Source organism: Mycobacterium sp. NPDC049093 (genome assembly GCF_040704635.1).
GTDB lineage: Bacteria > Actinomycetota > Actinomycetes > Mycobacteriales > Mycobacteriaceae > Mycobacterium.
In genome coordinates this window covers 1,066,467-1,091,590 of record NZ_JBEZJS010000001.1, presented here as the reverse complement: position 1 = coordinate 1,091,590, position 25,124 = coordinate 1,066,467, and the positions used below count along the sequence as shown (strand labels likewise).

Here is a 25,124-nt window from a genome sequence, read left to right as displayed (position 1 = left end):
GGCCTGCCGAGAGGAATGTCCGTGAGCACCGGGAAAACCGCGCACAGTGAGTCACGCATCGTCACGTTCCGGGGCGTCGACGACCTGAATCTGGTCGGCGACGAATGGAACCGCGACGCCGCGTCCGCTGCTGGCCGACCTACGGTTCTGCTACTTCACGGCGGCGGGCAGAACCGGTACTCCTGGAAGAACACCGGGCAGATCCTGGCCGACGACGGCTTGCACGTGATCGCGCTCGACGCGCGTGGCCACGGCGACAGCGACCGCTCCCCCAGCGCGAACTATTCGGTGGAAGCGCTGAGCTCAGACGTGCAGCACGTGCTGTATCAAGTCGGCCGCCCAGTGGTACTGATCGGCGCCAGCATGGGCGGGCTCACCAGCATCCTGGCGTCCCACGAGGCCGGTCCGGAGCTCGTGACCAAACTCGTGCTGGTCGATGTGGTGCCCCGGTTCGAGAAGAGCGGTAGCGCACGTATCCGCGACTTCATGTTCACCAACGTGGACGGTTTCGACTCCCTCGAACAGGCTGCCGAAGCGGTCTCCGCCTACCTGCCCCACCGCACGAAGCCGCGCAGCCCGGAGGGGCTGAAGAAGAACCTGCGGCAGCGCGACGGGCGCTGGTATTGGCACTGGGATCCGGCCTTCCTCACCAAACCCGAAGACGATCCGTTCGCCCGGGTGGACAAGCTGGAATCAGCCGCGATGAACCTGACCATCCCGATCCTGCTGATCCGCGGCAAGCTCTCCGATGTGGTCAGCCCCGAAGGCGTGCAGGACTTTCTGGAGAAGGTGCCTGCCGCAGAGTTCGTCGAGTTGTCCGATGCGGGGCACACCGCCGCCGGGGACGACAACGACGCATTCACCGAGGTCGTCGTGGAGTTCGTCGGGCGGTGAGCGCCGACCGCGACACCGTCGGCTTCAACTTTCTGCGCCAGCCTGAGCTGCCCGCACCCCACGTCGGTGAATCGTCCGCGCGCGACATCCTGGCCACCCACTTCGGCCTACGGGCAAGCGTGAAATCGCTGGGCAGCCAACAGGACAAGAACTTCCTGGTGGGTGACGGCGACGCGGTCACCGCGGTGCTGAAGATCGCGAACCCCGCATTCAACGAGATCGAGCTGACCGCTCAGGAGTTGGCCGCGGATCTGATCGCAGCAGCCGAACCTGGCGTGCGGGTGGCGCAGTCATTGCCCAACCAACGTGGCGAAAAGCTCACTGCGGTAACCGGTCTGGGCCTGAACCGGACCGGCGACACGACCTACGTGCGGCTGCTGCGACACCTGCCCGGCGGAACCCTCATCGAGTCCGGCTACCTGCCGCCGGCCACGGTCGCCGAACTGGGTGCACTGGCCGGGCGGGTCAGCCGAGCATTGGCCGGTTTCAGCCATCCCGGCCTCGACCGGATCCTGCAGTGGGACCTGCGTTACGGCGCCGACGTGGTGGCCCACCTGGCGGCCCACGTCGACGACGCTGCCGCACGTTCCCGACTGGAGACCGTGGCCGATGAGGCCTGGGCACGCATCGCACCGCTGGCCGACGCGCTGCCCCGGCAGGCCGTGCACATGGACCTGACCGATGCCAATGTCGTGGTCTCCCGCGGTGTGGGCGGTGCCGTGCAACCCGACGGCATCATCGATCTCGGCGACCTGGCCGACAGTTGGGCCGTGAGCGAACTGGCCATCACGCTGTCCTCGGTATTGCAACATCCGGGCGCCGACCCGATGGCCGTGCTGCCCGGCATCCGGGCCTTCCATGCCATCCGGCCCTTGAGTGTTGCCGAGGCAGAAGCGTTGTGGCCGTTGCTGGTTCTGCGCACCGCGGTGCTGATCGTCAGCGGAGCACATCAGGCCGGTTTCGACCCGGACAACGACTACCTCACCGAGCAATCCGACGGCGAGTGGCAGATGTTCGAGTCCGCCACCTCGGTGCCGATGGATGTGATGACGGCACTGATCAAAGCCGATCTCGGCCTGGCCGCACCGCCCGCGCCGGTGCCCGTTGACCGGCCGATGCTCACCGTGCCGGGGCCGGTGGTGACGCTGGACCTGTCCGCGACCTCCGATGATCTGGACGACGCCTTCAGGGCCGGCGGCTGGGTGAAACCCGACGCCGAAGACGAATTGGCCAGGGCCGCACTGGCCAACGGCGCCGCCCTGGTGGTGAGCCGGTACGGACAACCGCGGATCTCGCAGGCCCCCGCGTTGAGCCAGGACGAACCGGCCGTGGTGCCGACCGGAATAAGCGTATGGGCCGCTGAATCCACCCCGCTGGTAATGCCTTTCAGCGGTGAGATCGTCGATCGCTCAGCCTCTGCAGTGACGTTGCGCGGCACCGGCTTCGAGCTGACTTTGACCGGAGTGAGCGCCGGTTCGGGAGACGGGTTGGGCGTGGCCGAACCGGGCCGACGTGTCGAACTCGCCCTGCGGCCGGTCGGCGCGCCGGTGGCGCCGCGCCTGACCACACCCGCACTTGCTCCCGGCTGGCTGGCACTGTGCCGAGATCCGCGCCCGCTGCTCGGATTACCGGTCCTACCCGTCGAAGATGCCGAGCCCGATCTGATGACCCGGCGCGACCGGGCGTTCGCACCCGTACAGGAGCACTACTACCGCCGGCCGCCGCGGATCGAACGCGGCTGGCGACACTTCCTGATGTCCACCAGCGGACGCTGCTATCTGGACATGGTCAACAACGTCACGGTCCTAGGCCACGCGCACCCTCGGGTCGCGGCGGCAGCCGCCCGGCAGCTGCGCAAGCTGAACACCAACTCGCGGTTCAACTATGCCTCCGTCGTCGAATTCAGCGAACGCCTTGCCGGGCTCTTGCCCGATCCGCTCGACACGGTATTCCTGGTCAACTCCGGATCTGAGGCCAGCGACCTGGCGCTACGGTTGGCGACCGCGGCGGCCGGGCGCCCCGATGTGGTGGCCATGCGCGAGGCGTACCACGGCTGGACGTACGGCACCGACGCCGTCTCGACCTCCACCGCGGACAACCCGAATGCGCTTACCACCCGGCCGGATTGGGTGCACACCGTCGAATCGCCCAACAGCTTCCGCGGCAAGTACCGCGGCAGCGAGGTCGGGCGATACGCGGTGGATGCGGTGGCCCAGGTCGACCAGTTGATCGCCGAGGGGCGCGCCCCGGCCGCGTTCATCTGCGAGACGGTCTACGGCAACGCCGGCGGGATGGCCCTACCCGACGGATACCTGCCGCAGGTCTACGCGGCCGTGCGCGGAGCGGGCGGCTACGCGGTCGCGGACGAAGTGCAGGTTGGCTACGGCCGTCTGGGCGAATGGTTTTGGGGTTTTCACCAGCAGGGTGTGGTCCCAGACATCGTGTCGATGGCGAAATCGGTCGGCAACGGTTATCCGCTGGGGGCGGTGGTCACCAGCCGTGCGATCGCCGAGTCCTTCCGCAGCCAGGGCTACTTCTTCTCCTCCACCGGCGGCAGTCCACTGTCATGCGCGATCGGAATGACGGTGCTCGACGTGCTGAACGACGAAGACCTGCAAGGCAACGCGTCCCGTGTGGGCGCGCATCTGAAGTCGCGACTGGAGGAACTGGCCGAGCGGCATCCGATCATCGGCACCGTCCATGGCGTCGGCCTGTACCTGGGCGTCGAGATGATCCGCGATCCCGACACTCTCGAGCCGGCCACCGAAGAAACGGCCCTGATCTGTGACCGGATGCTCGAACTCGGGGTGATCATCCAGCCGACGGGCGACCACCAGAACATCCTGAAAACCAAGCCGCCGTTGTGCATCGATGCCGAGGCAGCCGATTTCTACGTCGACGCCTTGGACCGGGTGCTCGCCGAAGGCTGGTGAGCGAGGCTGTCCGACAAGCCCCGAAGTTGCCGACGAGAGGTAACCGAGAGCTTGGCGAACACTTTCCGCAGGTGCCACTCGACCGTGTGGGTGCTGATGAACAGCTGCTCTCCGATCGCAGCGTTGGTCAGTCCGGCTGCTGCGAGCCGCGCGATCTGTGCCTCCTGAGCCGTCAGGACGTCGCCGCCGGCGACCGGCCGCCGGCCCGCGCGCTCGCCCTTCGCGATCAACTCGCGCCCGGCACGATCAGCGAAAGCCCGGGCACCGAAGGTGCGGAACATGTCATGCGCGATGGTGAGCTGTTCCTTGGCCGCCGACCGGCGCTTCCGGCGGCGCAGCCATTCTCCGTAGCGCAGATGGGCCCGGGCCAGGTGGACCCTGATGCGGGTACGCCCCAACCGGTCGATCGCTTCACGGTAGTGAGCCTCGGCATCTCCATCGTCGGCCACCAGAGCCCGTGCACTCGCCAAAGTCCCCAGAGCCCAATCCGTGTCGCGAACCGATAAACGCTCGGTAAGGCGCCCGCAGGCCTCCTGCGCAGCGTCGATGTTGCCGATGCGGGTCGCCGCCTCGATCAGTTCGACCAGATACCAGCCGTACAGTCCGAGGTCCTCATACTCGGCAGCCTGCTGGGCCGCGACGAACGCCTCCTCATAGCGGCCCAGACCATTGCAGAGCACGGCGGTCGCATATCGGGCCAGGCCCAGCACCCGGCCTTCCCCAGAGGCCGATGCCGCCTCGGCACCAGCCTTGAGCGCATCGAGATCTTCCGGATCACCCTTCCACGCATCCAGCGCAAGGGAGTGATAGCGCAGCAGTGAGTAGTAGCGGGTCGCCAGAAAGGTCGAATCAGCCTCCGTCAGAAGGGCTTCGGCGGCAACGAGCTCGCCGGCCAACATGTGCACGACGGCCCGGTAGGCCAGGGTCTCCGGAAGCAGCGCCAACGCGTCGGACGCCCGGACTCGTCGCACCGCCGCCGTGGAGAGCCGGTGCACCAACCCGTCATCCCATAGTTCATAGGCCGTGGACTGCTGGATGGGAGGCAGCGCGGGCACCATCCACCGCGACGCCGGGGAATCGGCATCGAGACGATGCGCGCCCAGCCTCTCCACCGCCGCCGGCAATCCCTCCCCGGCATACGGAACACCGGTGATCTGAGCCGTCATGCCCCGCAACACGGTGCCCACCGGCCCAGAACCGGTGGATAGGCGTTCGATACCGCACCGCGCGGTCTCGGCCGTCCGCGCCACGGCCGGGATATCTCCGAGCCGGCCTGCGTACATCGCCGCAGCGAGAGCTTCGAGATGCGTCTCAAGGCTCACTTCAGCGTCGAAGTGCTCGAATTCGACTGCAGCATCACTCATCCGGGATGCGATCTCACTCAACGAAGCCGCCGCGCCGTCGCCGCTGCGCCGCTTGGCGAACTCCATCTGCGCGGACAACCGCGCGGCTCGTGCCCGCTGCAGGCCGGTCATCGGTGCGAGGCCTGCCATGCCGAGCAACGTGTCGGCATCGGAAAAGGCGCCGGCATCGAGCTTGGCCCGCGCTGCGGTCAGCGCGCGGTCACAGCGAAGGTCCGGAACCGATGTCAGGACCGCGGCCCGCTCGAGAAATGTTGCGGCAACGGCCATACCGATCTGCCCGTGCGCATGACCGGCAGCGACTTCCAGTTGCGCTGCCACCTCATCGTCGGGCCACGTCACGGCGTTGGCGATATGCCAGATCCGGCGGTCCGGATCGATCTCGACATCGGTGACTTCGGCCAGTACACGGTGCATCTCGCGGCGTGCGGACGGGTCGGCAGCGTGGTAAGCGGCCGACCGGGCCAGGGGGTGCAGAAACCGCACATCGGAGTCGATTTCGATCACTCGGGCGACCACCGCGGGCGCCAGCATGTCGGCAGTGATCCCAAGCCGGTCCGCGACGCGACCCAACACAGCGGCATCACCGACGGGCTCGGCCGCAGCGGCGAGGAGCAGCTGCCGAGTCGTTTCGGGCAGCGCGCGAATCAACTCGACATAGTCGAGCTCGATTCTTTTGACCCCCGAAGGGGTGTCACCGCGGCGCAGCGCCCCGGCAAGTTCTGCGGCGGCACGATCATGCGGAAGTGAAACCAACGCAAGCGGATTACCCCGGGTCTCGGCGATGATCCGATCGCTGACGCGCGGGTCGAGTCGGGTCATCATCACCGTGCCCAGCAGGTCTCGCGCATGCTCATCCGACAACGGGCCGATCATGTGCTCGGGCAATCCGCTCAGCACGTCTACCCCGAGGTCACGGGTCGCGAACACCAGCCCGGCCCGTTCGGTGGTCAACCGCCTCGCCACAGCGGCCAGAACGGCCAGCGTCGCAGGGTCCAGCCAATGTGCGTCGTCGAGAACCCAGACCAGCGGTTCATCGCGGCAGGCGGCGGTCAGCAAATTCAAAACCGCTGACTGCACCAATTTTTCGGTCGGCGGCGCACCGGATCCGAGTCCCAGAACCACCACCAGTGCATCGCGTTGGTCTTCCGGCAGGCCGGCGAGGTGGCCGAGCAGCGGTCGGCACAACTGCTGTAGACCGGCGAAGTCGAGGTCCATATCCAACGACACTCCGGTCACCCGTACCGATCGGTAGTGCCCGACCCGCTCGAGAAGGTGGTTCAGCAGTTCGGTCTTCCCGACGCCGCGCTGTCCGCGCAGCACCAGCACCCTGCCTCCGCTCCGCATTCCCGTGACCAGATCCTCCAGAACCCGGCATTCGGCATCGCGTCCGATCAGGACACGCGCGCCCGCATCGTGAAAAGGTTTCCGCCACATACACATATCGACCGAACAGCAGCCGATTTTGTGACAGCCTCTACTTCCCCAGCTTCGCCGCGATGTGCCGACGGGAACGGATACCCAACTTGCCGAACACTTTTCGCAGGTGCCACTCGACGGTGTGAGCGCTGATGAACAGTTGCGCGCCGATCTCCGAATTGGTCAGTCCGTCGGCGGCGAGCCGGGCGATCTGCATCTCCTGCGCGGTGAGCGATGCGGCGTCGACCACACGCCGGCCCGTTGCCCTGGCCGAAGTCGCTGCCCCCGCGGCGGCGAGTTCCCGGCGGGCCCGCTCGGCGAACCCGTCGGCGCCCAAGTCGCTCAGCAGGGTGTATGCCTGGCGGAGGCGTTCCCGCGCTTCGCCCCGTCGCTGTTCGCTCCGCAGCCACTCGCCATACACCAAATAGGCCCGTGCAGTGAGCATTCGGACGCCCGTACGCTCGAGAAGCTCGATCGCATCACGATAACGTTGCTCGGCGACCGGGCCGTCTGCCACCAGCGCGCTGACATAGGCCGCTGTGCCGCGCACCCAATCGGTACCACTCACCGCAGCCATGTCTTCGATGTGTCGCACCGCTTCGGCCGCCTCGGCCGGAACGCCCAATCTTGCTGCCGCCTCGACCAACTCGACCATCGACCAGGTTGAGAGTCCAAGCTCCTGCGGGTAGGCGGACCCGCGGCGGGCCGCAGCGAGGGCCTCGTCATACCGGCCGAGCCCGTTGTACAGCACCGCGGCCGCCCATTCCGTCGCCGTCAGCGCCTTTCCCTCGCCGCGCAGCAACGGGTCGGAGGTGATCAGGTCGATGGCCTGCCGCGTGCGTGTCTCGTCACCGCGCCAGGGTTCGACGACCACGGCGCCGTAGTGCGCGAAAAAGCTGCTTCCGGTGACCTCGCCCAACGTTGCCGCCTGAGCGACCAGCGCGTCGGAGGCCGCCAGGTCACCTGCATAGACGCGGTTCGACAGCCGCAGCAGCAGCGCCGACGGCAGGACGGCAAGTGCGCCGGCGTCCACAGCAAGCTCGACCAGCCTGGCCGACAGCGTGGACCAGGCGTCGAATTCCCAAGTGTTGTGCGCCAATCGGCACGCCAAGGGCAGCCAGCCCAGCCCGTCCGCTGGGGAGAACTCGCCCGTTCGATAGGCCGCGAGGGCACGATGAACCAGCGGCGCCCCCTGTGCGTAACCCGCAACCGTGATCCGGGAAACGCCTTCCAGGAGCAGATCTGAGCAAGCCGGGTCCGTGGGCCGCCGCATCGCCAGGATCGCAGCCGCCACCTGCTCCACGCCGACCTCGTCAGGCAATCTGCCGGCGGTGAGGGCGGCGTAGAACGCGTCGCGGTAGGTCTCGGTCGCGAGACCGCGGTCAACTGGCTCAAGTTGTTTGGCAGCAGCGAGCAGTGAGGGCAGGCCCGCGCTGGCACTGCGGAAGGCGAAGAGACTTCGTCCGCGCACCAGTTCGGCCAGGGCATGCTCACGCTTGTTCAACGGCAGCGTCGCGAGGTCGTCGAGCAGTTCGAGAGCCTCACCGAACTCACCTGCTTCGCTCTTGGCCTGCGCAGCGGCCAACGCGCGGGAGCCACGTCGATGCGGATCAGGGGTCAGCTCTGCGGCCCGGTCGAGGAATGCCGCCGCCGCGGCAGCACCCCCGCGGGCGCGGGCGCGGGCGGCGGCCAGCTCGAGTGCGGAGGCCACCTCCTCATCCGGGTGCCCTGCGGCACTTGCCAAGTGCCACGTGCGTCGATCGGGATCGTGTTCGGGGTCGGTCGCCTCCGCCAACGCCCGGTGCACATGCCGCCGCTGCGATGTCGTCGCCCAACGGTAGGCCGCCGAACGGACCAGTGGATGCCGGAATCGGACCATGGTGCCGACCGTGAGCAGGTCCCCGGCCTGTGCTTCGGCGCCCGCGGCGACGATGTCGATATCCAACTGTGTGGCCGCGCGCCGCAGCAGCGCCACATCTCCCACCGGATCAGCCGCGGCGAGCAACACCAGAAGCTGGGCCTCGGATGACAACGAACCAAGGCGGCGCCGGAAGCCCTGCTCGATCTGGCCGGCCAGCGAATGGTCGTCGAGCCCGTCGGCAGCCACGGCCAGCTGCGCAGCAGTCACCTCACGTGGAAGTTCCAGGAGTGCAAGCGGATTCCCCTGGGACTCGGCCAGAATACGATCGAGCACCCGGTCGTCGACGCGGCCCGGGCAGCCCCGTGCCAGCAGAGTCCGGGCGTCGTGATCGCCCAGGCCCTCGATCCGCAGCGCGGGTAGATCCGTCAGGGCATCCCCCACGACGGGCTCACGTACCGCGAAGAGCAGGACCACCCGCTCGGCCAGCAGCCGGCGACCGACGAACGACAAGATCTGAGCGGAAATCCGATCCAACCATTGCGCATCGTCGATCAGACACACCACGGGTTGCCGCGCCGCCGCCTCCGCCAACAGGCTCAGGACTGCCAGGCCGACGAGGAACCGGTCCGCGGGAGTGCCCGCGCTGAGCCCGAACGCCGTTTCGAGCGCCGACCGCTGTGGGACAGGCAGCCGGTCGAAATGTTCCCGAAACGGCTCGCACAGCCGGTGCAGCCCGCCGAAAGCCAGCTCCGCCTCCGCCTCGATCCCCGCGATGCGCACCACCTGGCAACCGGGCGCATGGTCGCCCACGTAGTCGAGCAACGCGGTTTTGCCGATACCTGCCTCGCCCCGCAGCACCAGTGCTGCACTGCGACCGCACGCTACCGCCGTGACCATGTCGTCGAGAGTGGTGCGCTCCCATCGCCGTCCGACAAGCCGTCCCCGGGTTCCGTCGAGCCGCTCCATCTCCTCGACGCGAGGTGTCTCGACGGTCCAGGCCAACCGGCCTGAGGTTTCGGCCCTCATGCGGCCCGTGAGCCGGCGTACTCGCCGGTGAGGAGCCGCTCCAGATCCCGGCGGTCGCCGGTGCGCGCGGCCCGCAAGAACGCGTTGGCAAGCCGGCGGTGCGTGGCGATCAGGACCGCTGAGGCACGCTCACCGGTAACGAGCCGGGTCTGGGCCCGGCGGACCAGTTGCCGCGTGTTCGCCACACTCGTCCGCAGGAGCGCTGCGATGTCGACGTAGGCGTATTCAAAGCCTTTGCGCAGCACGTAGGCGGCCAGCTCCGCCGACGTCAACCTCACCATCAGCAGGGCCAGCAGCTCCTCGACCAGAGCGGTTTGTTCGGTCCGCGACACGGGCTCGTCGTCGACGGTGTCGATCAGGTAGTCCAACGGCGACGCGGTCGGTGCCTCGTGGCGGTACCGGGCCGACTGGATGACGTTGATCGCGAGGTTGGTCGTGGTGGTGGTCAGAAATGCGGCCGGGTTTTCCACAATCGTGCGATCGGTGCGCTGCCACCGCAGCCAGGCCTCCTGGACCAGGTCTTCGGCACCACACACCTCGCCGGTGACTCGGTAGGCGATACCGAACAGCCGCGTGCGATGTGTGAGAAAGATGTCGAGAGCCAGGTCCAGTTCATCCGGTGTCGACATACCTCCACCCTGGATGCCACGGGGCCTCCGTCGCGCCACGGAACTGCGTGGTCGAGTCCGTGGGGTGTGCACCACGGACTACGCGGGCCCGCTACGTACCGGGGCTAGGCCGACGGCGCCAGGGCACCCGGCAGCTCGCGGCGGGAGCTGATGCCGAGCTTCGCGTACACCTTGCGCAGGTGCCATTCCACGGTGTGTGGGCTGAGGAAGAGTTCCGCGCCGATCTTCGGGTTGGTCATTCCAGCGGCGGCCAACGCGGCGATCTGTGCCTCCTGCGGGGTCAGACTGGTCGTCGGCCCGGTTTCCCGGCTTCGCACGTGCTCACCGGTGGCCAGCAGTTCGCGCCGCGCCCGTTCGGCGAACGCCGTGGCTCCCATGCCATCGAACATCTGGTGTGCGGTGCGGAGGTGCTCCCGCGCCAGTGCCCGCCGACGGTTCCGGCGCAACCATTCGCCGTACAGCAGGTGGGTGCGTGCCACCTCGACCACCACGCGGTCGCGGGCAAGTTCCTCGATGGCCGTGCTGTACAGCGCGTCCGCCTCGTCACCGTCGGTGAGCAGGGCGCGGCTGCGCGCGCTGATGCCGCGGGCCCAGCCGGAACCGGCCGCGCGGGTCAGTTCGACCAGACGGTCCAGCGATGACCGAGCCGCCTCGAGCTCACCGCACCGCACCGCAGCTTCGACATGCTCGACCAACGACAAGCCGGTGAAGTTGTAGCCGTCGTGCTCGATGCCCGCCTGGGCGACCGCGAGTGCCTCGTCGTATCGGGCCAGGCCGTTGTAGAGCAATCCCTGGATGTAGCCGGCGACCCCTAGCAGGGAGACTTCGCCGTGTTGGGCAGCACGGGCTTTGGCCTCGGCGATCGGGCCCGCGGCGCCCTCTTCCTCACCGCGCCATGCGGCCAGCACCAGCGAGGCATAGGCGTGAGGGGTTTGTCCGGTCGCCGCGGAGATCGCGTCGGCCTCGTCGATCATGCGGGCCGCCGTGGCGAAGTCGCCATGGTGGATATAGACGCCGCCCAGGTAGATCAGAGCCGGCGGCAACACCCCGAGCGCACCGATGTCACGCGCGAGCCGCACGGCACGGGTGGCGAAGGAGTCCCACGCGGGCAGATCCCACCCGTAGTGGATGAACGATTCCAGCGCGACCGGCACCAGCAGCAGCCATCGCATCGTCGCCTCGCGGCTGTGCAGCTCCTCCTGCGCGAAGGGCTCGAAGGCCCGGCGCAACGCAGGCACGCCGGTCTCATAACCGTCGGCCAACAGGGTGGCAACACCGTCGAGCAACAGGTCCGCGGCCGCGGAGTTCGACGGCGGAGCGCCGGAAGCCCGGGCGGCGACTGCCGCGGCCTTGGCACCGGCCGCGCCGTGGACCCGGCCGGCGAAGACCGTTGCGCTGATCGCCTCCAGGTACGTCTCGCGGGCCAGCGGTGAGCCAGCGGCCGCGAATTGCGCGGCGGCGTCGAGCAGCAACGGCGCAGCTTCGTCACTACGACTGCGGCCGAACAGGATTCGGGCCCGCAGACACGCCAGCCGGGCCTGGTCCAGCGGGTCGAGTGGGCACAAGCTAGCCATGGTCGCCAACTCGGTGGCACGATCCGGGGAGGCGGCCGAGAAATGGGCCTCGGCGGCGGCGAGCGCCCGTCGCCCGCGCCGCCAGAGGTCCGGGGTCAACTCGGTGGCGCGTTCCAGCAGAACCGCCTCGGCCGCCATGCCACCGCGCTGCCGCGCCCGGCCTGCCGCGTGGTCCAAACCCGCCGCAACCTCCTCGTCGGGCCCGTCGGCCGCCTCTGCCGCGTGCCAGGCACACCGGTCCGGATCGAGTACCGGGTCGGTGACGGCCGCCAGCGCCCGGTGCACGGCCCGGCGCTGCTCGGGATCGGCCTGCCGGTACACCGCCGAGCGCACCAGCGGGTGGCGGAACCGGACGGACTCACCGAATTCGATCAGACCGGCCGCCTTCGCGGGCGCGGCATCGGGCGCGATGTTCATCGCGTCCGCCGCGCGCACCAGTAGCCGCGCCTCCCCGATCGGCTCTGCTGCCGCGATCAACAGCAGCGTTCGGGTCCGCGCAGGCAGCATCTGGATGCGGTCGGCGAAGTCCTGTTCGACGCGGCTCGACACCGATTCACGAATTGTCGCGGTCCCCGTCTCGACGCCGTAGGCGAGCTCGGCGGCACTGCGGCCGCGGTAGAGCTCGAGCAGTGCCAGCGGATTGCCGGAGGTCTCGGCTACCAGCCGATCCCGTACCCGCTCCTCCAGCCGCCCCTCCACCGCGCCCTCCAACAGCTCGCTCGCCGCCGCTGGATCCAGCCCGCCGAGCCGCAGCTCGGGTAGATTCCTGAGCACCGCGTGGCCCTCCGGATCGCGCACGGAGTACACCATCGCGACCGCCTCGGCCAGCAGCCGGCGTGCCACGAACTCCAACGTCAGCACCGACACCTGATCCAGCCACTGGGCGTCGTCGACGATGACCAGTACGGGCTTGGCCTCCGAGGCCCGGGTGAGCAGGGTCAACACCGCCAAGCCGACCAGGAATCGATCCGGCGGGTCCCCCGCCGCCAATCCGAAGGCGACCCGCAGCGCATCCCGCTGCGGCTCGGGCAGCGCATCGATCGTGCTGAGAAACGGTGCGCAGAGTTGGTGCAGGCCGGCATAGGCCAGCTCCATGTCCGCCTCGATCCCGCGGGCGGTGGTCACGGTCATCCCCGCGGCCTGGGCCGCCACGTACTCCAAAAGCACCGATTTCCCGATACCGGCCTCGCCCCGGATCACCGCTACCCCGGACTCACCGCGGCGCAGACCGCTGAGCAGCTCGGTCAGCTGGGTGCACTCGCGTTGCCTGCCAACCAGGTTGGGCAACGGGCTGGCACTCATGCGTACGGCTCCTGGCAGGGCTGGGCGGCACGGGTGTGCACGGCTGGCGAGAAATCTACCGGGATTGTCACAAACCGTGACGCCGCCCGGTCGGTACTTATAACCGGCCGTCTGCCCCAGGAGATTCCATGTCACCCCGCGAACATCAGCTCGCCACATCTGTCCTGGTGGTGGGGGTCGGGGCCGCCGGGCTGCGAGTGGCCATCGAACTCGCCGAGGCCGGGGTGGCGGTCACGGCAGTGGGCAAGCACACACCGGATGACGATCACACCGGTCTGACCCTCAGTGGGATCAACGCGGCGCTGGACACCGCCGACGGCTGGGAACAACACGCGGCCGACACTCTGCTGGAAAGCCGCCTACTGGCCGATCCTCGCACCGTGCAGCGGGTCGCCCAGGGCGCCACCCAAGGCATCCATGACCTGGAGCGCTTCGGCATGCGCGTCGAGCGACCCGACGCAGGCCGGGCCGCCGGGACCCACCCGTACCGGCGCAAGGCCGACGCCGGCGAGGTGCAACGCGTCCTGCGCGAACACGCGGTCCGGCTCGGGATCCCGACCCTCCCGACGGTTTATGTGACTCAGATCCTGGTGAACGACGGAGCGGTCTTCGGCGCCTACGGCTTCGATCTCGTCGACGGCGCACGGTATCTCGTGCACGCCGACGCGGTCGTCCTGGCGACAGGTGGCCACACCCGGATCTGGCGCCGGACATCGGCCCGCCGGGACGAGAACACCGGCGACTCGTTTCGCCTCGCCGTCGAGGCGGGCGCCCGGTTGCGGGACGCCGAGCTGGTGCAGTTCCGGCCGTTCGGCTTACTCGGTCCCGAGAACGTGGCAGGGACGCTGATCAGCGATTCGGTGTGCGAAGAGGGCGGTTTACTACTGAACACCGTCGGCGAACGGTTCATGACCCGCTACGACCCCGAGCACCTGGAGCGCGCCGGTCGGGACCGGGTCGCGATGGCGTCCTACGCCGAGATCAAGGCGGGGCGCGGCACCCGGACCGGCGGGGTCTGGCTGGACCTGTCGCATCTGCCTGCCGAGAAGGTCATGACCCGACTGCCGCAGGTCTACCAGACCGTGTTGGAGCTCCAGGGGCGCGACGTCACCCGGGACCCGATCGAGGTGGCCCCGATCGCGCACTACTCGTTGGGCGGGATCGCTGACCGGCCCCAGGACCACGGCACCGAGATCGACGGGCTGTTCGTCACCGGCGAAGCCACCACCGGCTTGCACGGCGCAGGCCTGCTGGACGGAAACTCCTTGATCGCGGTGATGGTCTACGGCCGGCTGACCGGGCAAGCCGCAGCCGACTACTCGGCGCGGCTCACCGCCCAGCGTCGGTCACTGGCGGCGGTCCGTGAAGCTGAGGCGCGAGTCGACCGACTGCTGGCCGCCGATGGCAGCGAGAACATCCGCGGGTTGCAGCGTGTGGTCCGCAACCTGATGACCGAGCACGCCGGAGTGGTCCGAGACGAGGCCGGCCTGCTCTCCGGATTGGCAGCGCTCGGGGAGATCGAGGCACGCATGGCCGACGTGGGTGTGCACACCGACATCAGCGGCTTCGCGGACCTGGCACACGCCTTCGACCTCCGGTCTGCAGTGCTTTCTGCCCGTGCCACGCTCGAGTGCGCGCTGGAACGACGCGAGACCCGGGGCTGTCACATCCGTTCCGACTACCCCGATCTCGACCCGGCGCTGCAGGTGAACCTGGTGTGGTCACCGCACCACGGCGTGCGCCGCGAGCCGGTCGCACCGATCCCTACCGACATTGCCGAGTTGATGCAGTAGGACTCAGCGCTTCGGCTCGCCGTGCTCGGCCTCGGCCAATCGCTGGTGCAGACGCTCGCGAATATCCTGCGGGGTGTAGGCATTTCGGCGGCGCTGATCACGCGCCACCATGACGCCGCCCGCCACGACCCCGGCGACACCGGCCAGTCCCGCCCACTTCCACATGCTTCGCATGCACCCAGTGTGCATAAGCTGCGCATGTGAAAGCGAACACCGTGTCGTTGACCAAGGCGCTCGAGGAGACTCGGACCGGTGACATCTGGCTGTTCCGCGGCGGCTCCGGACCAGACCGGGCGATCCAGACCCTCACCAACAGCCCGGTCAACCACGTCGGGATGACGGTGGCCATCGATGACCTGCCTCCGCTGATCTGGCACGCCGAACTCGGCGACAAGATGCTCGACGTATGGACCGGCACCAACCACCGCGGGGTGCAACTCAACGATGCCCGCGAAGTCGTCGAACGATGGGCGCACAGCTACGGGCAACGCTGCTGGTTGCGTCAGCTCACCCCCTTCGCGTCGCGCGAGCAGGAAGACCAGCTGCTCAAGGTGATCGCCCGGATGAACGGCACCGCCTTCCCCACCACCGCGCGACTGACCGGACGCTGGCTGCGCGGGCGGGTACCGATCGTCAGCGACTTCACCCGCGGAATTCCCTTTGTGCACAAGAAGGTTCGCGAGTCAGCCGACCGCAAGAAGGCGCGCAGCCGCCAGGTCGGGCTGGAGACCGCCTACTGCGCCGAAACCGTGGCCATCGCCTACGAGGAGATGGGCCTGCTGACCACCGAGAAGCATTACAACTGGTTCGATCCCGGCTCGTTCTGGAGCGGCGATCAATTGCCCCTGGCCGTGGGCTACCGACTGGGTGACGAAGTCTCGGTAATCGTCGACTGAGACCGACATGGCCCGACGGGTAGTCGATTCCTCGGATCAACGAGCCCGCCCGGATCAATCGGTCAAGAGTGGCGCCCGGCCTGCACACGGTTCCCCCGCACGCGGCATTATGTTAATGTCCATTCTTGATAGATAGGGTCTCTATCAGGTCTGATGGTGGAAATAGAACACACCGTCGAGAATATATGTGAATACATATTCACTCACCGGGGGCAGCGATGACGGGAACAACATCCAGGAACGGCAACGACGCAGCGGTCGATGACGAGGCGACCGAGGTCGACATCAGTCGAATCATCAAGACCCTGCGAGCGACCTTCCGTAGCGACCGGACGCGATCGGCGCACTGGCGAGCAGATCAGCTGCATCGGCTCGCGGACCTGATGATCGACAACGAGACGGAGATCATCGAAGCGCTGTCGGCAGATCTCGGTCGGGCGCCCTTCGAATCCTGGTTGACCGATATCGCAGGCACGGTGGCCGAAGCCCGTTACGCCGCAAAGCATGTCAAGCGTTGGATGCGCCGCGACCGGAGGATGCTCGAACTGCCCCAGTGGCCCGGGCGGGGCTGGGTCGAGTACGAACCCTACGGAACCGTCCTGATCATCGGGACGTGGAACCTGCCCTACCTGCTGACGCTCGGCCCCGCCATCGGTGCCATCTCGGCCGGAAACACCGTGCTGATCAAGCCTTCTGAGTTCGCACCGCGAACATCACGACTGCTGGCCGACCTTGTGCCGCGCTATCTCGATCACGATGCCGTGGCCGTGGTCGAAGGCGCACGCTCGACCAGTGAGCTGTTGCTCGAGCAGGAATTCGACCGCATCTTGTTCACCGGTGGCGCCGAGACCGGCCGCAAGATTCTGGCCGCGGCAGCACGACATCTGACACCCGTCACTCTGGAATTGGGCGGCAAGAGCCCGGTGATCCTCGCCGACGACTGCGACGTCGATGTCGCCGCCGCCCGGATCGCGTGGACCAAGCTCATCAACTCCGGCCAGGTGTGCGTCGCCCCTGACTATGTGCTCGCTCACCGCGACGTCGCCGAGCGATTCGTCGACCGACTGTGTGATGCCTGGGTCCGTCAGCAGGTGAACCAGTCAAAAGGCATGCGGGTCTTGAACCTCGATCATCTTGAGCGGCTGAGTGAGTATCTGATCGATACCCGCGGGGAGATCGTCTTCGGAGGCGGGCTCGACCACTCGTCGCTCACGGTCGAGCCGACCGTGGTGCTCAATCCCTCCCCTTCAGAACCGCTGATGACCGAGGAGATCTTCGGGCCGATCCTGCCGGTGGTGACCGTCGATTCCGTTGACGACGCCATCGATTTCGTGAACTCCCGGCCGAAACCACTTGCCGCGTACCTCTTCAGCCGATCCCGCGCGGTCCGCAATCGTGTGGTGTCCGAGGTGTCGGCAGGCGGAATGCTCATCAATCATGTGGCATTCCAGGCGTCGACCACCCGGCTGCCGTTCGGCGGCGTGGGCAACTCCGGGATGGGTGCCTACCACGGGCGTTGGGGCTTCCAGGAGTTCAGCCATGCCAAGACGGTGCTCACCAAGCCCACGCGGCCCGACCTGTCCAAGATGCTGTACCCGCCCTACAGCGACCAGGCCTGGAAGCTGGCGCGCAAGCTGTTCTGACCGATTAGAGCGTCACCGGCTCCGGTCAGACTGTCCCGCGCGCGGCCCACGCGGTGGCGGTGACGGTGAAGGAGCCACTGCCGAGATGTTCGCGAGCCACCGATTCGAGATGCGCACGACCGGCGTCGTCGAGGCCCTGAACATAGTCACCAGCCGGGCCGACACCGAATGTGTATGGCTCCCACCACTCCTCGAACGTCGGATGCACCACATCGGCGGCAATCGGACGCTCTTCCACATCACGCAGCCCGGCGGCTTCGAATATCTCGGTCAGATGCCCTCGGTGAGCACCGGAAAGTAGTGCTTCATCCTCAGCGTCAGGATTGATCAGGTGAACGGCCTCCCAGAAGGGTGCCAGTGCACCGGTCGGCCCGTCCCACACGCATGCTGCGACGATTCCGCCACGCCGCGTGACGCGGGCCATCTGCCCGATGCCGACTACCGGATCTGTCATGAAGTGCACAACCAACTGGGCGAGGGCGGCATCGAAGGCAGCCGTGCCATAGGGCAATTCTTCTGCCGTACCCTGGCGCACGTCGACATCCGGGAAGCGCGCACGGAGCGCGTCGATGAACGGCGGTGAGGGATCGATCGCCGCGACCCGGGCTCCGACCGACAGCAGATGCGCTGTCAGCGCACCCGGCCCACATCCCACGTCGAGTACGTTGTCGCCGGCGCTCACCCCGGAAAACGCCGCAAAGACCTTCGCAAGAGGCTCGGCGTAGCGGCCCATGAATCGCGCATAGGCGTCCGGCGGAACCTCGAAGCTCACCTCGAAATGCTACGTCGGCATCGCCGAGTCACAGCCCGAATTTGGCGCGTGCGGCATCGGTGACCGGCGTGAACAGGTTGACGAGATTGCCGTCGGGATCCCGGAACATCAGCGCGCGGTTACCCCACGGCATGGTCGTGGGCTCGGTGACGACGTCGTCCAACTGACCGGCCAACCGCGCGTACTCGGCATCCACGTCGTCGACGATGAACTCGAAGATCGCACTTCGGTTGGCCGCAGGCTCGCCAGAACCCTGCCCGAACAGCGGAACGGTCTTCTCGCTGCCGATCGCCAGCGTGCCGACCGGCGTCGGTATCTCGGCGAAGAGTTCGTTGCCCCAGACCGCCCTGACCCCGGTGACCAACTCGTAGAACGACGCGAGCCGCTGGACGTCGGCCGTGATGATGCGGGTCGAAAGAAACTTCATGTCAACAACTCCTGAGGGTTCACCGTCACTGCACCGGACCGCTCGGCGGCCGGTACCGCAGCATGCTAGACACGCACTCCGACAAACCGGACGTAGCATCAGGTGCCGTGACCACCCGGAAGCGCACACCGGTTCTCGTCGTGCTGTCGGGGCTCCCTGGCGTCGGCAAGACCACCGTGGCACGCCACGTGAGCGCTGAAATCGGCGCAGTACATGTACGACTCGACACGATCGAGGCGGCCATGACGGCGTCGGGATTCATCGGTCGGGCCGGCGGTTGGGACGCGGTCCCCGATGCCGGCTATCGGATCGCCTATGCGATCGCTTCCGATTTCCTGAGCGCGGGGCACGACGTCGTGGCCGACAGCGTGAATCCGCTCGGCATCACCAGACGAGCCTGGGCTGAGGCTGCACGGACCGCGCGAGCCACACTTCTTGACGTCGAGGTGATCTGCAGTGATCGGAGCCTGCACCGCAGACGCGTCGATACCCGGACCTCAGACATCGATGGATTGACCGTGCCGACGTGGCAACAGGTCGAGGACCGGATCTACGAGCCGTGGGACCGCGAAGTTCTTCGCGTCGATACTGCGTCGGGAGTGGAGGCCGCGGCCGCGGCCGTCGTCACCGCGGTTCACAGTGCACGCGAAGCCGCGTTCGATCCGCAGGCCGAGCCCCGAATGTGAAGAGCGTTCGGCATCCCTGGCTTGTTTGTAACCTGTCGAGATGGACGAGGTTTCGGATGACGGGCCGTTCTTTCACGGCACCAAGGCCGACCTGCGGGTGGGCGATCACCTCACCGCCGGGTTCCGTTCCAACTACCGGCCCGAAGTCGTGATGAACCACATCTACTTCACCGCGCTACGCGACGGCGCAGGCCTCGCTGCCGAGCTCGCCGCGGGCGACGGGATTCCGCGGGTCTACGCCGTGGAACCGACCGGGGACTTCGAGAACGATCCCAACGTCACCGACAAGAAGTTCCCTGGCAATCCCACCCGGTCCTACCGGACCAGGGAGCCACTCCGCATCGTCGGCGAGGTCACCGACTGGACGCGACTGACGCCCGAGGCGCTCCAGCTGTGGCGGGACCGTCTGTCCGCGATCCATGCCGAGGGCCGTGGCGAAATCATCAACTAGTTACGAAGAACGTAAACGCGGAAATCCGTGCCGAGAACACCGGGAGAGACGATGGGCAACCGTTGGTCCGGAGTAACCATCGATTGCGCCGATCCCATTCGGATGTCGACCTTTTGGGCCGCAGTGCTCGGCATTGCAGCGTCGAGCGAACACGGAGATGATCCGGCCTGGGCGACTGTGGGCTCGCGCGCGGGACGGTTTCCCCGCCTCACCTTCCAGCGCGTAGCCGAACCGAAAGCCGGAAAGGTACGCATCCACCTGGACGTCGAGGTCGATGACATCGACGCCGGACGTCTTCAGGTCGAGGAGCTGGGTGGACGCTTCTCCGGCGTCCGGCACGACTACGACGAGGGGGTTGTGCTGAACATGCTGGATCCCGAGGGGCATGAGTTCTGCCTGGTGCAGTACTTCGACAGAGCCGCCCCTACCCGTTGAAGCGCGACTGCACCGAGTTACCACACCCAATCAACTCTCCGCAGTGTCGGGCTTGGCGTTAAGTTTCCGAATGTGATCGACGAAGTCGACGACGCCGCGGTGATCCGACAATGTCTGTGGGCCGCTGTCGACGGGCCGTTCTTCCCCGACTGGGAATTTCATGCGTTGTTCGGACTGCACCGCACCGAGGTCCGACGCATCGCCGAGCACTGGCCAGATTGGGCAGACGAGGCCGAGCAGGATCTCGCAATCAACAACGCGCTGAACAACTTGCTTGGCTACCCACACGGGCGGTGGGACGTTTGGCACGACTACATCTCACCCATCGCCGCTGAAGTTGAACATGTGTTTGCGCGATTTCGGGCCGGCCGTAAGCCGAATGGCTCACCCCTGTTCGATCACTACTACCTGAAATGAGCATGACAACGCGCGAGCGCGCTACACATTGAAGCGGTACTCCACCGGTTGGTCATCCCCTTCTATCGCCGCCTTGGTGACGGTAAGCCATGTTTGGATGTAGCGACGGTGGGGCTCAGCTGCCTCCGCCAACACGGTCGGGTTCGCCGCGAGATAGCCGACCAGCCACCGCGACATCCCGTCCCACTCCTCAACAACGCCAGCCTGATGCCGCTCCCAACCGAGTTCGTCCAACGTCCACTGGGCCTTAGCCTGATTGCTCAGCATCGACGCTGTTACCCAGTTCGACGCGTCGTCGGGCCCACCTCGGCTGACGGGCACGACATGATCGACCGTCGGGAACAACTCCCAGAAAGCGGGGTGCGTCTCTGAGACCTTCCAGTTTGGATGTGCCGGGAAGTCGTCCCCCAGCACAACATGGAGGAGGCGGAGAACGCCGGGGTTGATGAGTCGGTTGCCCTTATAGATGTCGATAAAGCCATCACGCATGAACAGGGCCATCGACTGACGTACAGAGAACCGGCGGGCGATCTTCTCTGCCGGCTCGAACGGATAGCGCGACCTCAGGGTCGCCTTAGCAGACCGAGGGTCCCCGACATGAAGCGCAGCACATACATCGAACAGCACGCCAGCCTTTGAATCCACGCGCACGCCTCCCGGTTACTTGGCAGCAGGCTTGCCACCAGACCTACACATTGAAGCGGAACTCCACGACGTTTCAGCGCCAAACAACGTCACGACGAAGGTGCGATGTACTCGTGGCGTAACTCGACGACCCTGGCGATGTGGTCGAAGTCGTGGTCTGCGGCCAGCACAGTCGCATCATTCAGAATGGCATATCCGGCAATGAGGATGTCGAGTGAACCTGCCGCCCGAACGAGGCCTGAATTCCATAGGGCGCTTTGAATTTCGAGCACCACCGATTCGTCGGGCGCCCGCTCGAGCGGGAAGCCGAGCGAGATCTGCTCGCGATAGTGCGCGTGCTCCTCGGGCGTGCGAGCGCTGTGGCAGAACTCGAGTACCTGCGGCGGACATGTGACGAACAAGTCGGCAGGCGCTCGCTCGATGCGCCGCAGTCGCGCAGCGATTGCCTCGTCTCCGATGGCCAACCTTGCCCAGACCGAGTTGTCGACGAGGTAGTCCGTCACGAGGTCTCGGTCACGTCCGGCGAGATCACGGGCGCACCCAACTCGGTGGCGAGGTCGGCCAATCCCGCGATGCCGTCGATCATTGCGCCCTTCTGTTTCGACGCGATGAGCCGGCGTAATGCAAGATCCAGAACGGCTCGGTTCGATCGCTCGCCCGTGAGAGCCCTGGCACGCTCTATCAGTTCCGGATCAAGGTCCACGCTGGTGACAGCCATGATGCACTCCCCTAGCTCGCTATATGAATGATTATATAGCGCGGCCGGTCGCTGTCGTCGCGGCGCGCAGCTTTAGGCCGGGCTCTGCCGATGTCGCAGGAGCCAGGTGACGAGTTCAGTGCCGAGACTGGCGATCAGTTCGTCGCCCCAGATCGTCAGGGTCTGCTGCCAGGGGTGTCCGAACGTTCCCCAACGAAGGTCCGAGGTCATGTGCACGTAGTAATCACCGTCGGGATACACGGGTATGGCCGGAATGACATTCGAAATGACCTGCCGCGGCAGTTCACCAACCCGAGTCATCACCGACGCCGTTGTAGTGGTTGATGATGGGATTGCCAGTTCCCGTCGCCGCGATCAAGAGCCGAGCCAAAACCTTCAGGAAATGCACGTCGGCAACATCGAGATCGCGCGACGACTTCGCGCGGAGGGTCGTCAATTCCGCAAGTGTGTCGGCGGCTTGAGCTGCGGTGAGCCATATACCACCGGATGCGTATTCGTACTGAGGTGGTGAGTGAATCGCCTCATTGAGGTTGGGATAGTCGGAGCCGCCTACCAAGCGCTCGACTGTGGGATAGCTAGCGGAATGAGAGAAGCTACCGGGCCAATAGAAGATCTCATCGACGAGATGCATCCACGGGTGAACACAGGCGCGTCCCGTGAGATCGTCGCGGTCGCCGACGCGCCAGTTCCACAGGTCATCTGGGTCTTGACCCGGATTCTTACTTCGCTTCAGCGTCACGATGCCGTGGTGGTTGGTCATCAATTCATCGTGCGAGCATGGCGGCTCCGTGGCTCGGCCGTCGCGATAGCAGGTGCAGCAGACGAATGCTTCCCACTCACTCATGCCAAAGACGGTATGCGTAGCAACTGACGACGCCGCGCTACACGTTGAAGCGGAACTCCACGACGTCCCCGTCGACCATCACGTAGTCCTTGCCTTCCATGCGGACCTTGCCGGCGGCCTTGGCCGCGGCCATCGACCCGGCCTCGACGAGATCGTCGAACGAGACCACCTCGGCCTTGATGAAGCCCTTCTCGAAGTCGGTGTGGATCACGCCGGCGGCCTTGGGCGCGGTGTCGCCCTGGTGGATGGTCCAGGCGCGCGATTCCTTCGGTCCCGCCGTCAGATACGTCTGCAGTCGCAGAGTGTGGAAACCGGCGCGGGCCAACGCATCCAGGCCACGCTCGGTCTGCCCGATCGACTCCAGCAGCTCTTGGGCGGACTCGTCGTCAAGCTCGATCAGCTCCGATTCGATCTTCGCGTCCAGGAACACCGCGTCGGCCGGGGCCACCAGTGCCCGGAGCTCGGCCTGCTTCTCGGCGTCGGTGAGCACCGACTCGTCGGCGTTGAACACGTACAGGAACGGCTTTGTGGTCATCAGGTTCAGCTCACGCAGGATCGACCAGTCCTTACCGGTCGAAAAAAGAGTCTTGCCGTCGTCGAACACGGCCTGCGCCGCGACCGCCGCGTCCAGCACCGGCTTGCGTTCCTTGTTGTTGCGGGCTTCCTTCTCCAGGCGCGGCACCGCCTTCTCCAGCGTCTGCATGTCGGCCAGGATCAGCTCGGTCTCGATCACCTCGATGTCCGAGCGCGGGTCCACCCGCCCGTCGACGTGCACCACGTCGTCGTCGGCGAACACCCGCACCACCTGACAGATGGCATCGCACTCACGGATGTTGGCGAGGAACTTGTTGCCGAGGCCCGCACCTTCGGACGCGCCCTTGACGATGCCGGCGATGTCGACGAATGTCACCGGGGCCGGCACGGTCTTCTCCGAGCCGAAGATCTCGGCGAGCTTGTCGAGCCGGGGATCGGGCAACGGCACCACGCCCTCATTGGGCTCGATGGTCGCAAACGGGTAGTTGGCCGCCAACACGTCGTTACGCGTCAGGGCATTGAACAGAGTCGATTTTCCGACGTTCGGCAAACCGACGATTCCCAGGTTCAGGCTCACAGAGAAGAGAGTCTAGGCCCGTGTGACCGGCACGCCAGCGCGAGCTGGCAGCACGCGGCCAGACAGAGCCGGTACGGTCAACGTGTGTCAGGACAGCGCGCACAGTCGGCAGTGCCGGCTGACCATCGCTCTGTACACCCGCGATTCGCCGGTGTGCCGTGGTGGGGAGCTGTCCTTTTGGCGATCACGGCTACCGCGATCGGCTTTGCCTTCGATGCCGGTGCAGGCAACCGGGAGCTCAGTTCGGTCTTCGCGATCTGTTATTCCCTCGGGTGCATCGCAGCCGTCCTCGCCGTTCAGCAGGCCGGTCTGTTCACCGCGGTGATCCAGCCCCCACTGATCCTGTTCGTCGCCGTACCCGGGTCCTATTTCCTGTTCCACGGGGGCGAGCTGCAGGGCGCCAAAGACTTGGCCATCAACTGCGGATATCCCCTGATCGAACGCTTCCCGCTGATGCTGTTCCTCTCGGCCACAGTGCTGCTGATCGGCCTCGGCCGGTGGTATGTCGGCCTGACATCGCGCAAGGACGCCGGCGCCGACGAAGCGGCCGGCTCCGCAACGCCGAAAACAGCCATGGCGACGCCCGTCTCGGGAATTGTGTCATCCGTCACAACAAAACTTTCCGGGCTGGTTCTCCGCAAACCCGCCACGGCGTCTACGCGCCGGGACCGGACCGCCGAGCATGATCCCGCCGCTGATGTCCCGCCGCGACGTCGTCCCTCCGAACGACCGCCACGGCGACGTCCCGCCGGTGCCGAATCCGGCGCAGGGGCTGCAGCGGCGGCCGGAGCAGGCGCCGGGCGCCCCCGAGGCGAGCGCAGGCCCACCAAACGCACGGCGCCGCCTCGCCCCCGCCCCGACCGTGCGGCCGTCGGCGATCTCGGCAACCAACCCGACGGTGCGATTCCCGAGCGGCCACGACGGCCCAGGCCCCCACGTTCGGCCGAGCCCGGGGCGGGTGAGCCGCGCCGGCGGGTGCGCACCCAGCCGCGTGAACCGCGCAAGCAACCACCGCCCGAGCGGCGCGAGGCCGGCGCATTCGAGGCCCCGCGTGAGCGCCCGCAGCGGCAGCGTCGCCGATTCGACGACTATCAGCCGTTCGAGGAATCATTCGAGCAGCCGAATCAGCCCAACGGTTCGGGCCGTTCGACGCACCACCCGGTGTCGCGGGTGCGGTACCGCGGTGCCGACGACGAGGATCACCGCGTAGGACACCGGACGCGACCGCGCTCGACGAAGGGCACGGCAGCCCGAGGACGTCACTCCTGGGAATACGACGACTGAAGG

At 66.6% G+C, this 25,124-nt stretch carries 23 protein-coding genes; 10 read left to right on the top strand and 13 right to left on the bottom strand.

Going from position 1 to position 25,124, the window contains the following annotated elements:
- Positions 1-21: 21 nt before the first annotated feature.
- Together AB0876_RS05405 and AB0876_RS05400 are read left to right on the top strand one after the other, a co-directional pair.
- Entirely contained in the window at positions 22-894 is an 873-nt protein-coding gene (locus AB0876_RS05405) for an alpha/beta fold hydrolase (protein ID WP_436971762.1), read from the top strand.
- Positions 891-3,827, top strand: coding sequence for an aminotransferase (locus AB0876_RS05400; protein ID WP_526041423.1), 2,937 nt, complete (start codon positions 891-893; stop codon positions 3,825-3,827). Before AB0876_RS05405 ends, AB0876_RS05400 begins: the two co-directional genes overlap by 4 nt.
- Here the strand turns inward: AB0876_RS05400 and AB0876_RS05395 are convergent.
- From AB0876_RS05395 to AB0876_RS05380, 4 genes are all read right to left on the bottom strand, one after another.
- Entirely contained in the window at positions 3,785-6,625 is a 2,841-nt protein-coding gene (locus tag AB0876_RS05395; RefSeq protein ID WP_526041422.1) for an AAA family ATPase, read from the bottom strand. The genes AB0876_RS05400 and AB0876_RS05395 overlap by 43 nt on opposite strands.
- Positions 6,626-6,665: 40 nt before the next feature.
- On the bottom strand, positions 6,666-9,494 hold the full coding sequence (locus AB0876_RS05390; RefSeq protein WP_526041421.1) for a LuxR C-terminal-related transcriptional regulator: 2,829 nt from the start codon (positions 9,492-9,494) through the stop codon (positions 6,666-6,668).
- Complete coding sequence (locus AB0876_RS05385) at positions 9,491-10,123, bottom strand: sigma-70 family RNA polymerase sigma factor (protein WP_526041420.1); 633 nt, start codon at positions 10,121-10,123, stop codon at positions 9,491-9,493. The genes AB0876_RS05390 and AB0876_RS05385 overlap by 4 nt, the downstream gene beginning before the upstream one ends.
- Positions 10,124-10,227: 104 nt before the next feature.
- Positions 10,228-12,999 (bottom strand): helix-turn-helix transcriptional regulator, encoded by a 2,772-nt coding sequence (locus AB0876_RS05380; protein WP_526041419.1) that lies wholly within the window; start codon positions 12,997-12,999, stop codon positions 10,228-10,230.
- A 128-nt stretch (positions 13,000-13,127) separates the two neighbouring features.
- On the opposite strand from AB0876_RS05380, the gene AB0876_RS05375 reads away from it, so the two are divergent.
- On the top strand, positions 13,128-14,792 hold the full coding sequence (locus tag AB0876_RS05375; RefSeq protein WP_491839451.1) for an FAD-binding protein: 1,665 nt from the start codon (positions 13,128-13,130) through the stop codon (positions 14,790-14,792).
- A gap of 3 nt (positions 14,793-14,795) precedes the next feature.
- Here AB0876_RS05375 and AB0876_RS05370 read toward each other — a convergent pair whose 3' ends face one another.
- Positions 14,796-14,966: a hypothetical protein gene (locus AB0876_RS05370; protein ID WP_491839450.1), complete on the bottom strand. Its 171-nt coding sequence runs from the start codon at positions 14,964-14,966 to the stop codon at positions 14,796-14,798.
- A gap of 41 nt (positions 14,967-15,007) precedes the next feature.
- On the opposite strand from AB0876_RS05370, the gene AB0876_RS05365 reads away from it, so the two are divergent.
- Positions 15,008-15,688, top strand: a complete 681-nt coding sequence (locus tag AB0876_RS05365) for a guanylate cyclase (RefSeq protein WP_491839468.1) — start codon at positions 15,008-15,010, stop codon at positions 15,686-15,688.
- A 218-nt stretch (positions 15,689-15,906) separates the two neighbouring features.
- Positions 15,907-17,331, top strand: a complete 1,425-nt coding sequence (locus AB0876_RS05360; protein ID WP_526041418.1) for an aldehyde dehydrogenase family protein — start codon at positions 15,907-15,909, stop codon at positions 17,329-17,331.
- Between the two features lie 25 nt (positions 17,332-17,356).
- Here the strand turns inward: AB0876_RS05360 and AB0876_RS05355 are convergent, their stop codons facing one another.
- The gene (locus AB0876_RS05355; RefSeq protein WP_526041417.1) at positions 17,357-18,103 is read right to left on the bottom strand and encodes a class I SAM-dependent methyltransferase; all 747 of its coding nucleotides are present in this window, start codon (positions 18,101-18,103) and stop codon (positions 17,357-17,359) included.
- Positions 18,104-18,131: 28 nt separating this feature from the next.
- The gene (locus AB0876_RS05350; RefSeq protein ID WP_526041416.1) at positions 18,132-18,530 is read right to left on the bottom strand and encodes a VOC family protein; all 399 of its coding nucleotides are present in this window, start codon (positions 18,528-18,530) and stop codon (positions 18,132-18,134) included.
- Between the two features lie 107 nt (positions 18,531-18,637).
- Between AB0876_RS05350 and AB0876_RS05345 the strand changes: the two genes are divergently transcribed.
- The 4 genes from AB0876_RS05345 to AB0876_RS05330 all read left to right on the top strand — a co-directional run bounded on the left by AB0876_RS05345 (position 18,638) and on the right by AB0876_RS05330 (position 20,519).
- Entirely contained in the window at positions 18,638-19,216 is a 579-nt protein-coding gene (locus tag AB0876_RS05345) for a P-loop nucleotide/nucleoside kinase family protein (protein ID WP_526041415.1), read from the top strand.
- A gap of 40 nt (positions 19,217-19,256) precedes the next feature.
- The gene (gene arr / locus AB0876_RS05340; protein WP_526041414.1) at positions 19,257-19,667 is read left to right on the top strand and encodes an NAD(+)--rifampin ADP-ribosyltransferase; all 411 of its coding nucleotides are present in this window, start codon (positions 19,257-19,259) and stop codon (positions 19,665-19,667) included.
- A 51-nt stretch (positions 19,668-19,718) separates the two neighbouring features.
- On the top strand, positions 19,719-20,102 hold the full coding sequence (locus AB0876_RS05335; protein ID WP_526041413.1) for a VOC family protein: 384 nt from the start codon (positions 19,719-19,721) through the stop codon (positions 20,100-20,102).
- Positions 20,103-20,174: 72 nt separating this feature from the next.
- Positions 20,175-20,519 (top strand): hypothetical protein, encoded by a 345-nt coding sequence (locus AB0876_RS05330; RefSeq protein ID WP_526041412.1) that lies wholly within the window; start codon positions 20,175-20,177, stop codon positions 20,517-20,519.
- 21 nt (positions 20,520-20,540) lie between these two features.
- On the opposite strand, the gene AB0876_RS05325 is transcribed toward AB0876_RS05330, so the two are convergent.
- From AB0876_RS05325 to ychF, 6 genes are all read right to left on the bottom strand, one after another.
- Positions 20,541-21,164, bottom strand: coding sequence for an HNH endonuclease signature motif containing protein (locus tag AB0876_RS05325; RefSeq protein ID WP_526041411.1), 624 nt, complete (start codon positions 21,162-21,164; stop codon positions 20,541-20,543).
- 89 nt (positions 21,165-21,253) lie between these two features.
- On the bottom strand, positions 21,254-21,667 hold the full coding sequence (locus AB0876_RS05320) for a PIN domain-containing protein (protein ID WP_526041410.1): 414 nt from the start codon (positions 21,665-21,667) through the stop codon (positions 21,254-21,256).
- Positions 21,664-21,882, bottom strand: a complete 219-nt coding sequence (locus tag AB0876_RS05315; protein WP_491839442.1) for a type II toxin-antitoxin system VapB family antitoxin — start codon at positions 21,880-21,882, stop codon at positions 21,664-21,666. The genes AB0876_RS05320 and AB0876_RS05315 overlap by 4 nt, the downstream gene beginning before the upstream one ends.
- A 72-nt stretch (positions 21,883-21,954) precedes the next feature.
- Positions 21,955-22,182: a DUF2716 domain-containing protein gene (locus AB0876_RS05310; RefSeq protein WP_526041409.1), complete on the bottom strand. Its 228-nt coding sequence runs from the start codon at positions 22,180-22,182 to the stop codon at positions 21,955-21,957.
- Complete coding sequence (locus tag AB0876_RS05305; protein WP_526041408.1) at positions 22,166-22,726, bottom strand: hypothetical protein; 561 nt, start codon at positions 22,724-22,726, stop codon at positions 22,166-22,168. The genes AB0876_RS05310 and AB0876_RS05305 overlap by 17 nt, the downstream gene beginning before the upstream one ends.
- A 37-nt stretch (positions 22,727-22,763) precedes the next feature.
- Positions 22,764-23,837, bottom strand: coding sequence for a redox-regulated ATPase YchF (gene ychF, locus AB0876_RS05300; protein ID WP_526041407.1), 1,074 nt, complete (start codon positions 23,835-23,837; stop codon positions 22,764-22,766).
- Between the two features lie 84 nt (positions 23,838-23,921).
- Here ychF and AB0876_RS05295 point away from each other — a divergent pair, with 84 nt between their 5' ends.
- Positions 23,922-25,121 carry a DUF6542 domain-containing protein gene (locus tag AB0876_RS05295; RefSeq protein WP_526041406.1) on the top strand — a complete coding sequence of 400 codons (1,200 nt, stop codon included), beginning with the start codon at positions 23,922-23,924 and terminating at the stop codon, positions 25,119-25,121.
- Positions 25,122-25,124: the final 3 nt, after the last annotated feature.

Excerpts from the sequence above, each read along its gene's own strand:
- AB0876_RS05395 (WP_526041422.1), bottom strand. The coding sequence starts at position 6,625 with ATGTGGCGGAAACCTTTTCACGATGCGGGCGCGCGTGTCCTGATCGGA.
- AB0876_RS05390 (WP_526041421.1), bottom strand. The coding sequence starts at position 9,494 with ATGAGGGCCGAAACCTCAGGCCGGTTGGCCTGGACCGTCGAGACACCT.
- AB0876_RS05385 (WP_526041420.1), bottom strand. The coding sequence starts at position 10,123 with ATGTCGACACCGGATGAACTGGACCTGGCTCTCGACATCTTTCTCACA.
- AB0876_RS05380 (WP_526041419.1), bottom strand. The coding sequence starts at position 12,999 with ATGAGTGCCAGCCCGTTGCCCAACCTGGTTGGCAGGCAACGCGAGTGC.
- AB0876_RS05375 (WP_491839451.1), top strand. The coding sequence starts at position 13,128 with ATGTCACCCCGCGAACATCAGCTCGCCACATCTGTCCTGGTGGTGGGG.
- AB0876_RS05370 (WP_491839450.1), bottom strand. The coding sequence starts at position 14,966 with ATGCGAAGCATGTGGAAGTGGGCGGGACTGGCCGGTGTCGCCGGGGTC.
- AB0876_RS05360 (WP_526041418.1), top strand. The coding sequence starts at position 15,907 with ATGACGGGAACAACATCCAGGAACGGCAACGACGCAGCGGTCGATGAC.
- AB0876_RS05350 (WP_526041416.1), bottom strand. The coding sequence starts at position 18,530 with ATGAAGTTTCTTTCGACCCGCATCATCACGGCCGACGTCCAGCGGCTC.
- arr (WP_526041414.1), top strand. The coding sequence starts at position 19,257 with ATGGACGAGGTTTCGGATGACGGGCCGTTCTTTCACGGCACCAAGGCC.
- AB0876_RS05335 (WP_526041413.1), top strand. The coding sequence starts at position 19,719 with ATGGGCAACCGTTGGTCCGGAGTAACCATCGATTGCGCCGATCCCATT.
- AB0876_RS05315 (WP_491839442.1), bottom strand. The coding sequence starts at position 21,882 with ATGGCTGTCACCAGCGTGGACCTTGATCCGGAACTGATAGAGCGTGCC.
- AB0876_RS05310 (WP_526041409.1), bottom strand. The coding sequence starts at position 22,182 with ATGACTCGGGTTGGTGAACTGCCGCGGCAGGTCATTTCGAATGTCATT.
- AB0876_RS05305 (WP_526041408.1), bottom strand. The coding sequence starts at position 22,726 with ATGAGTGAGTGGGAAGCATTCGTCTGCTGCACCTGCTATCGCGACGGC.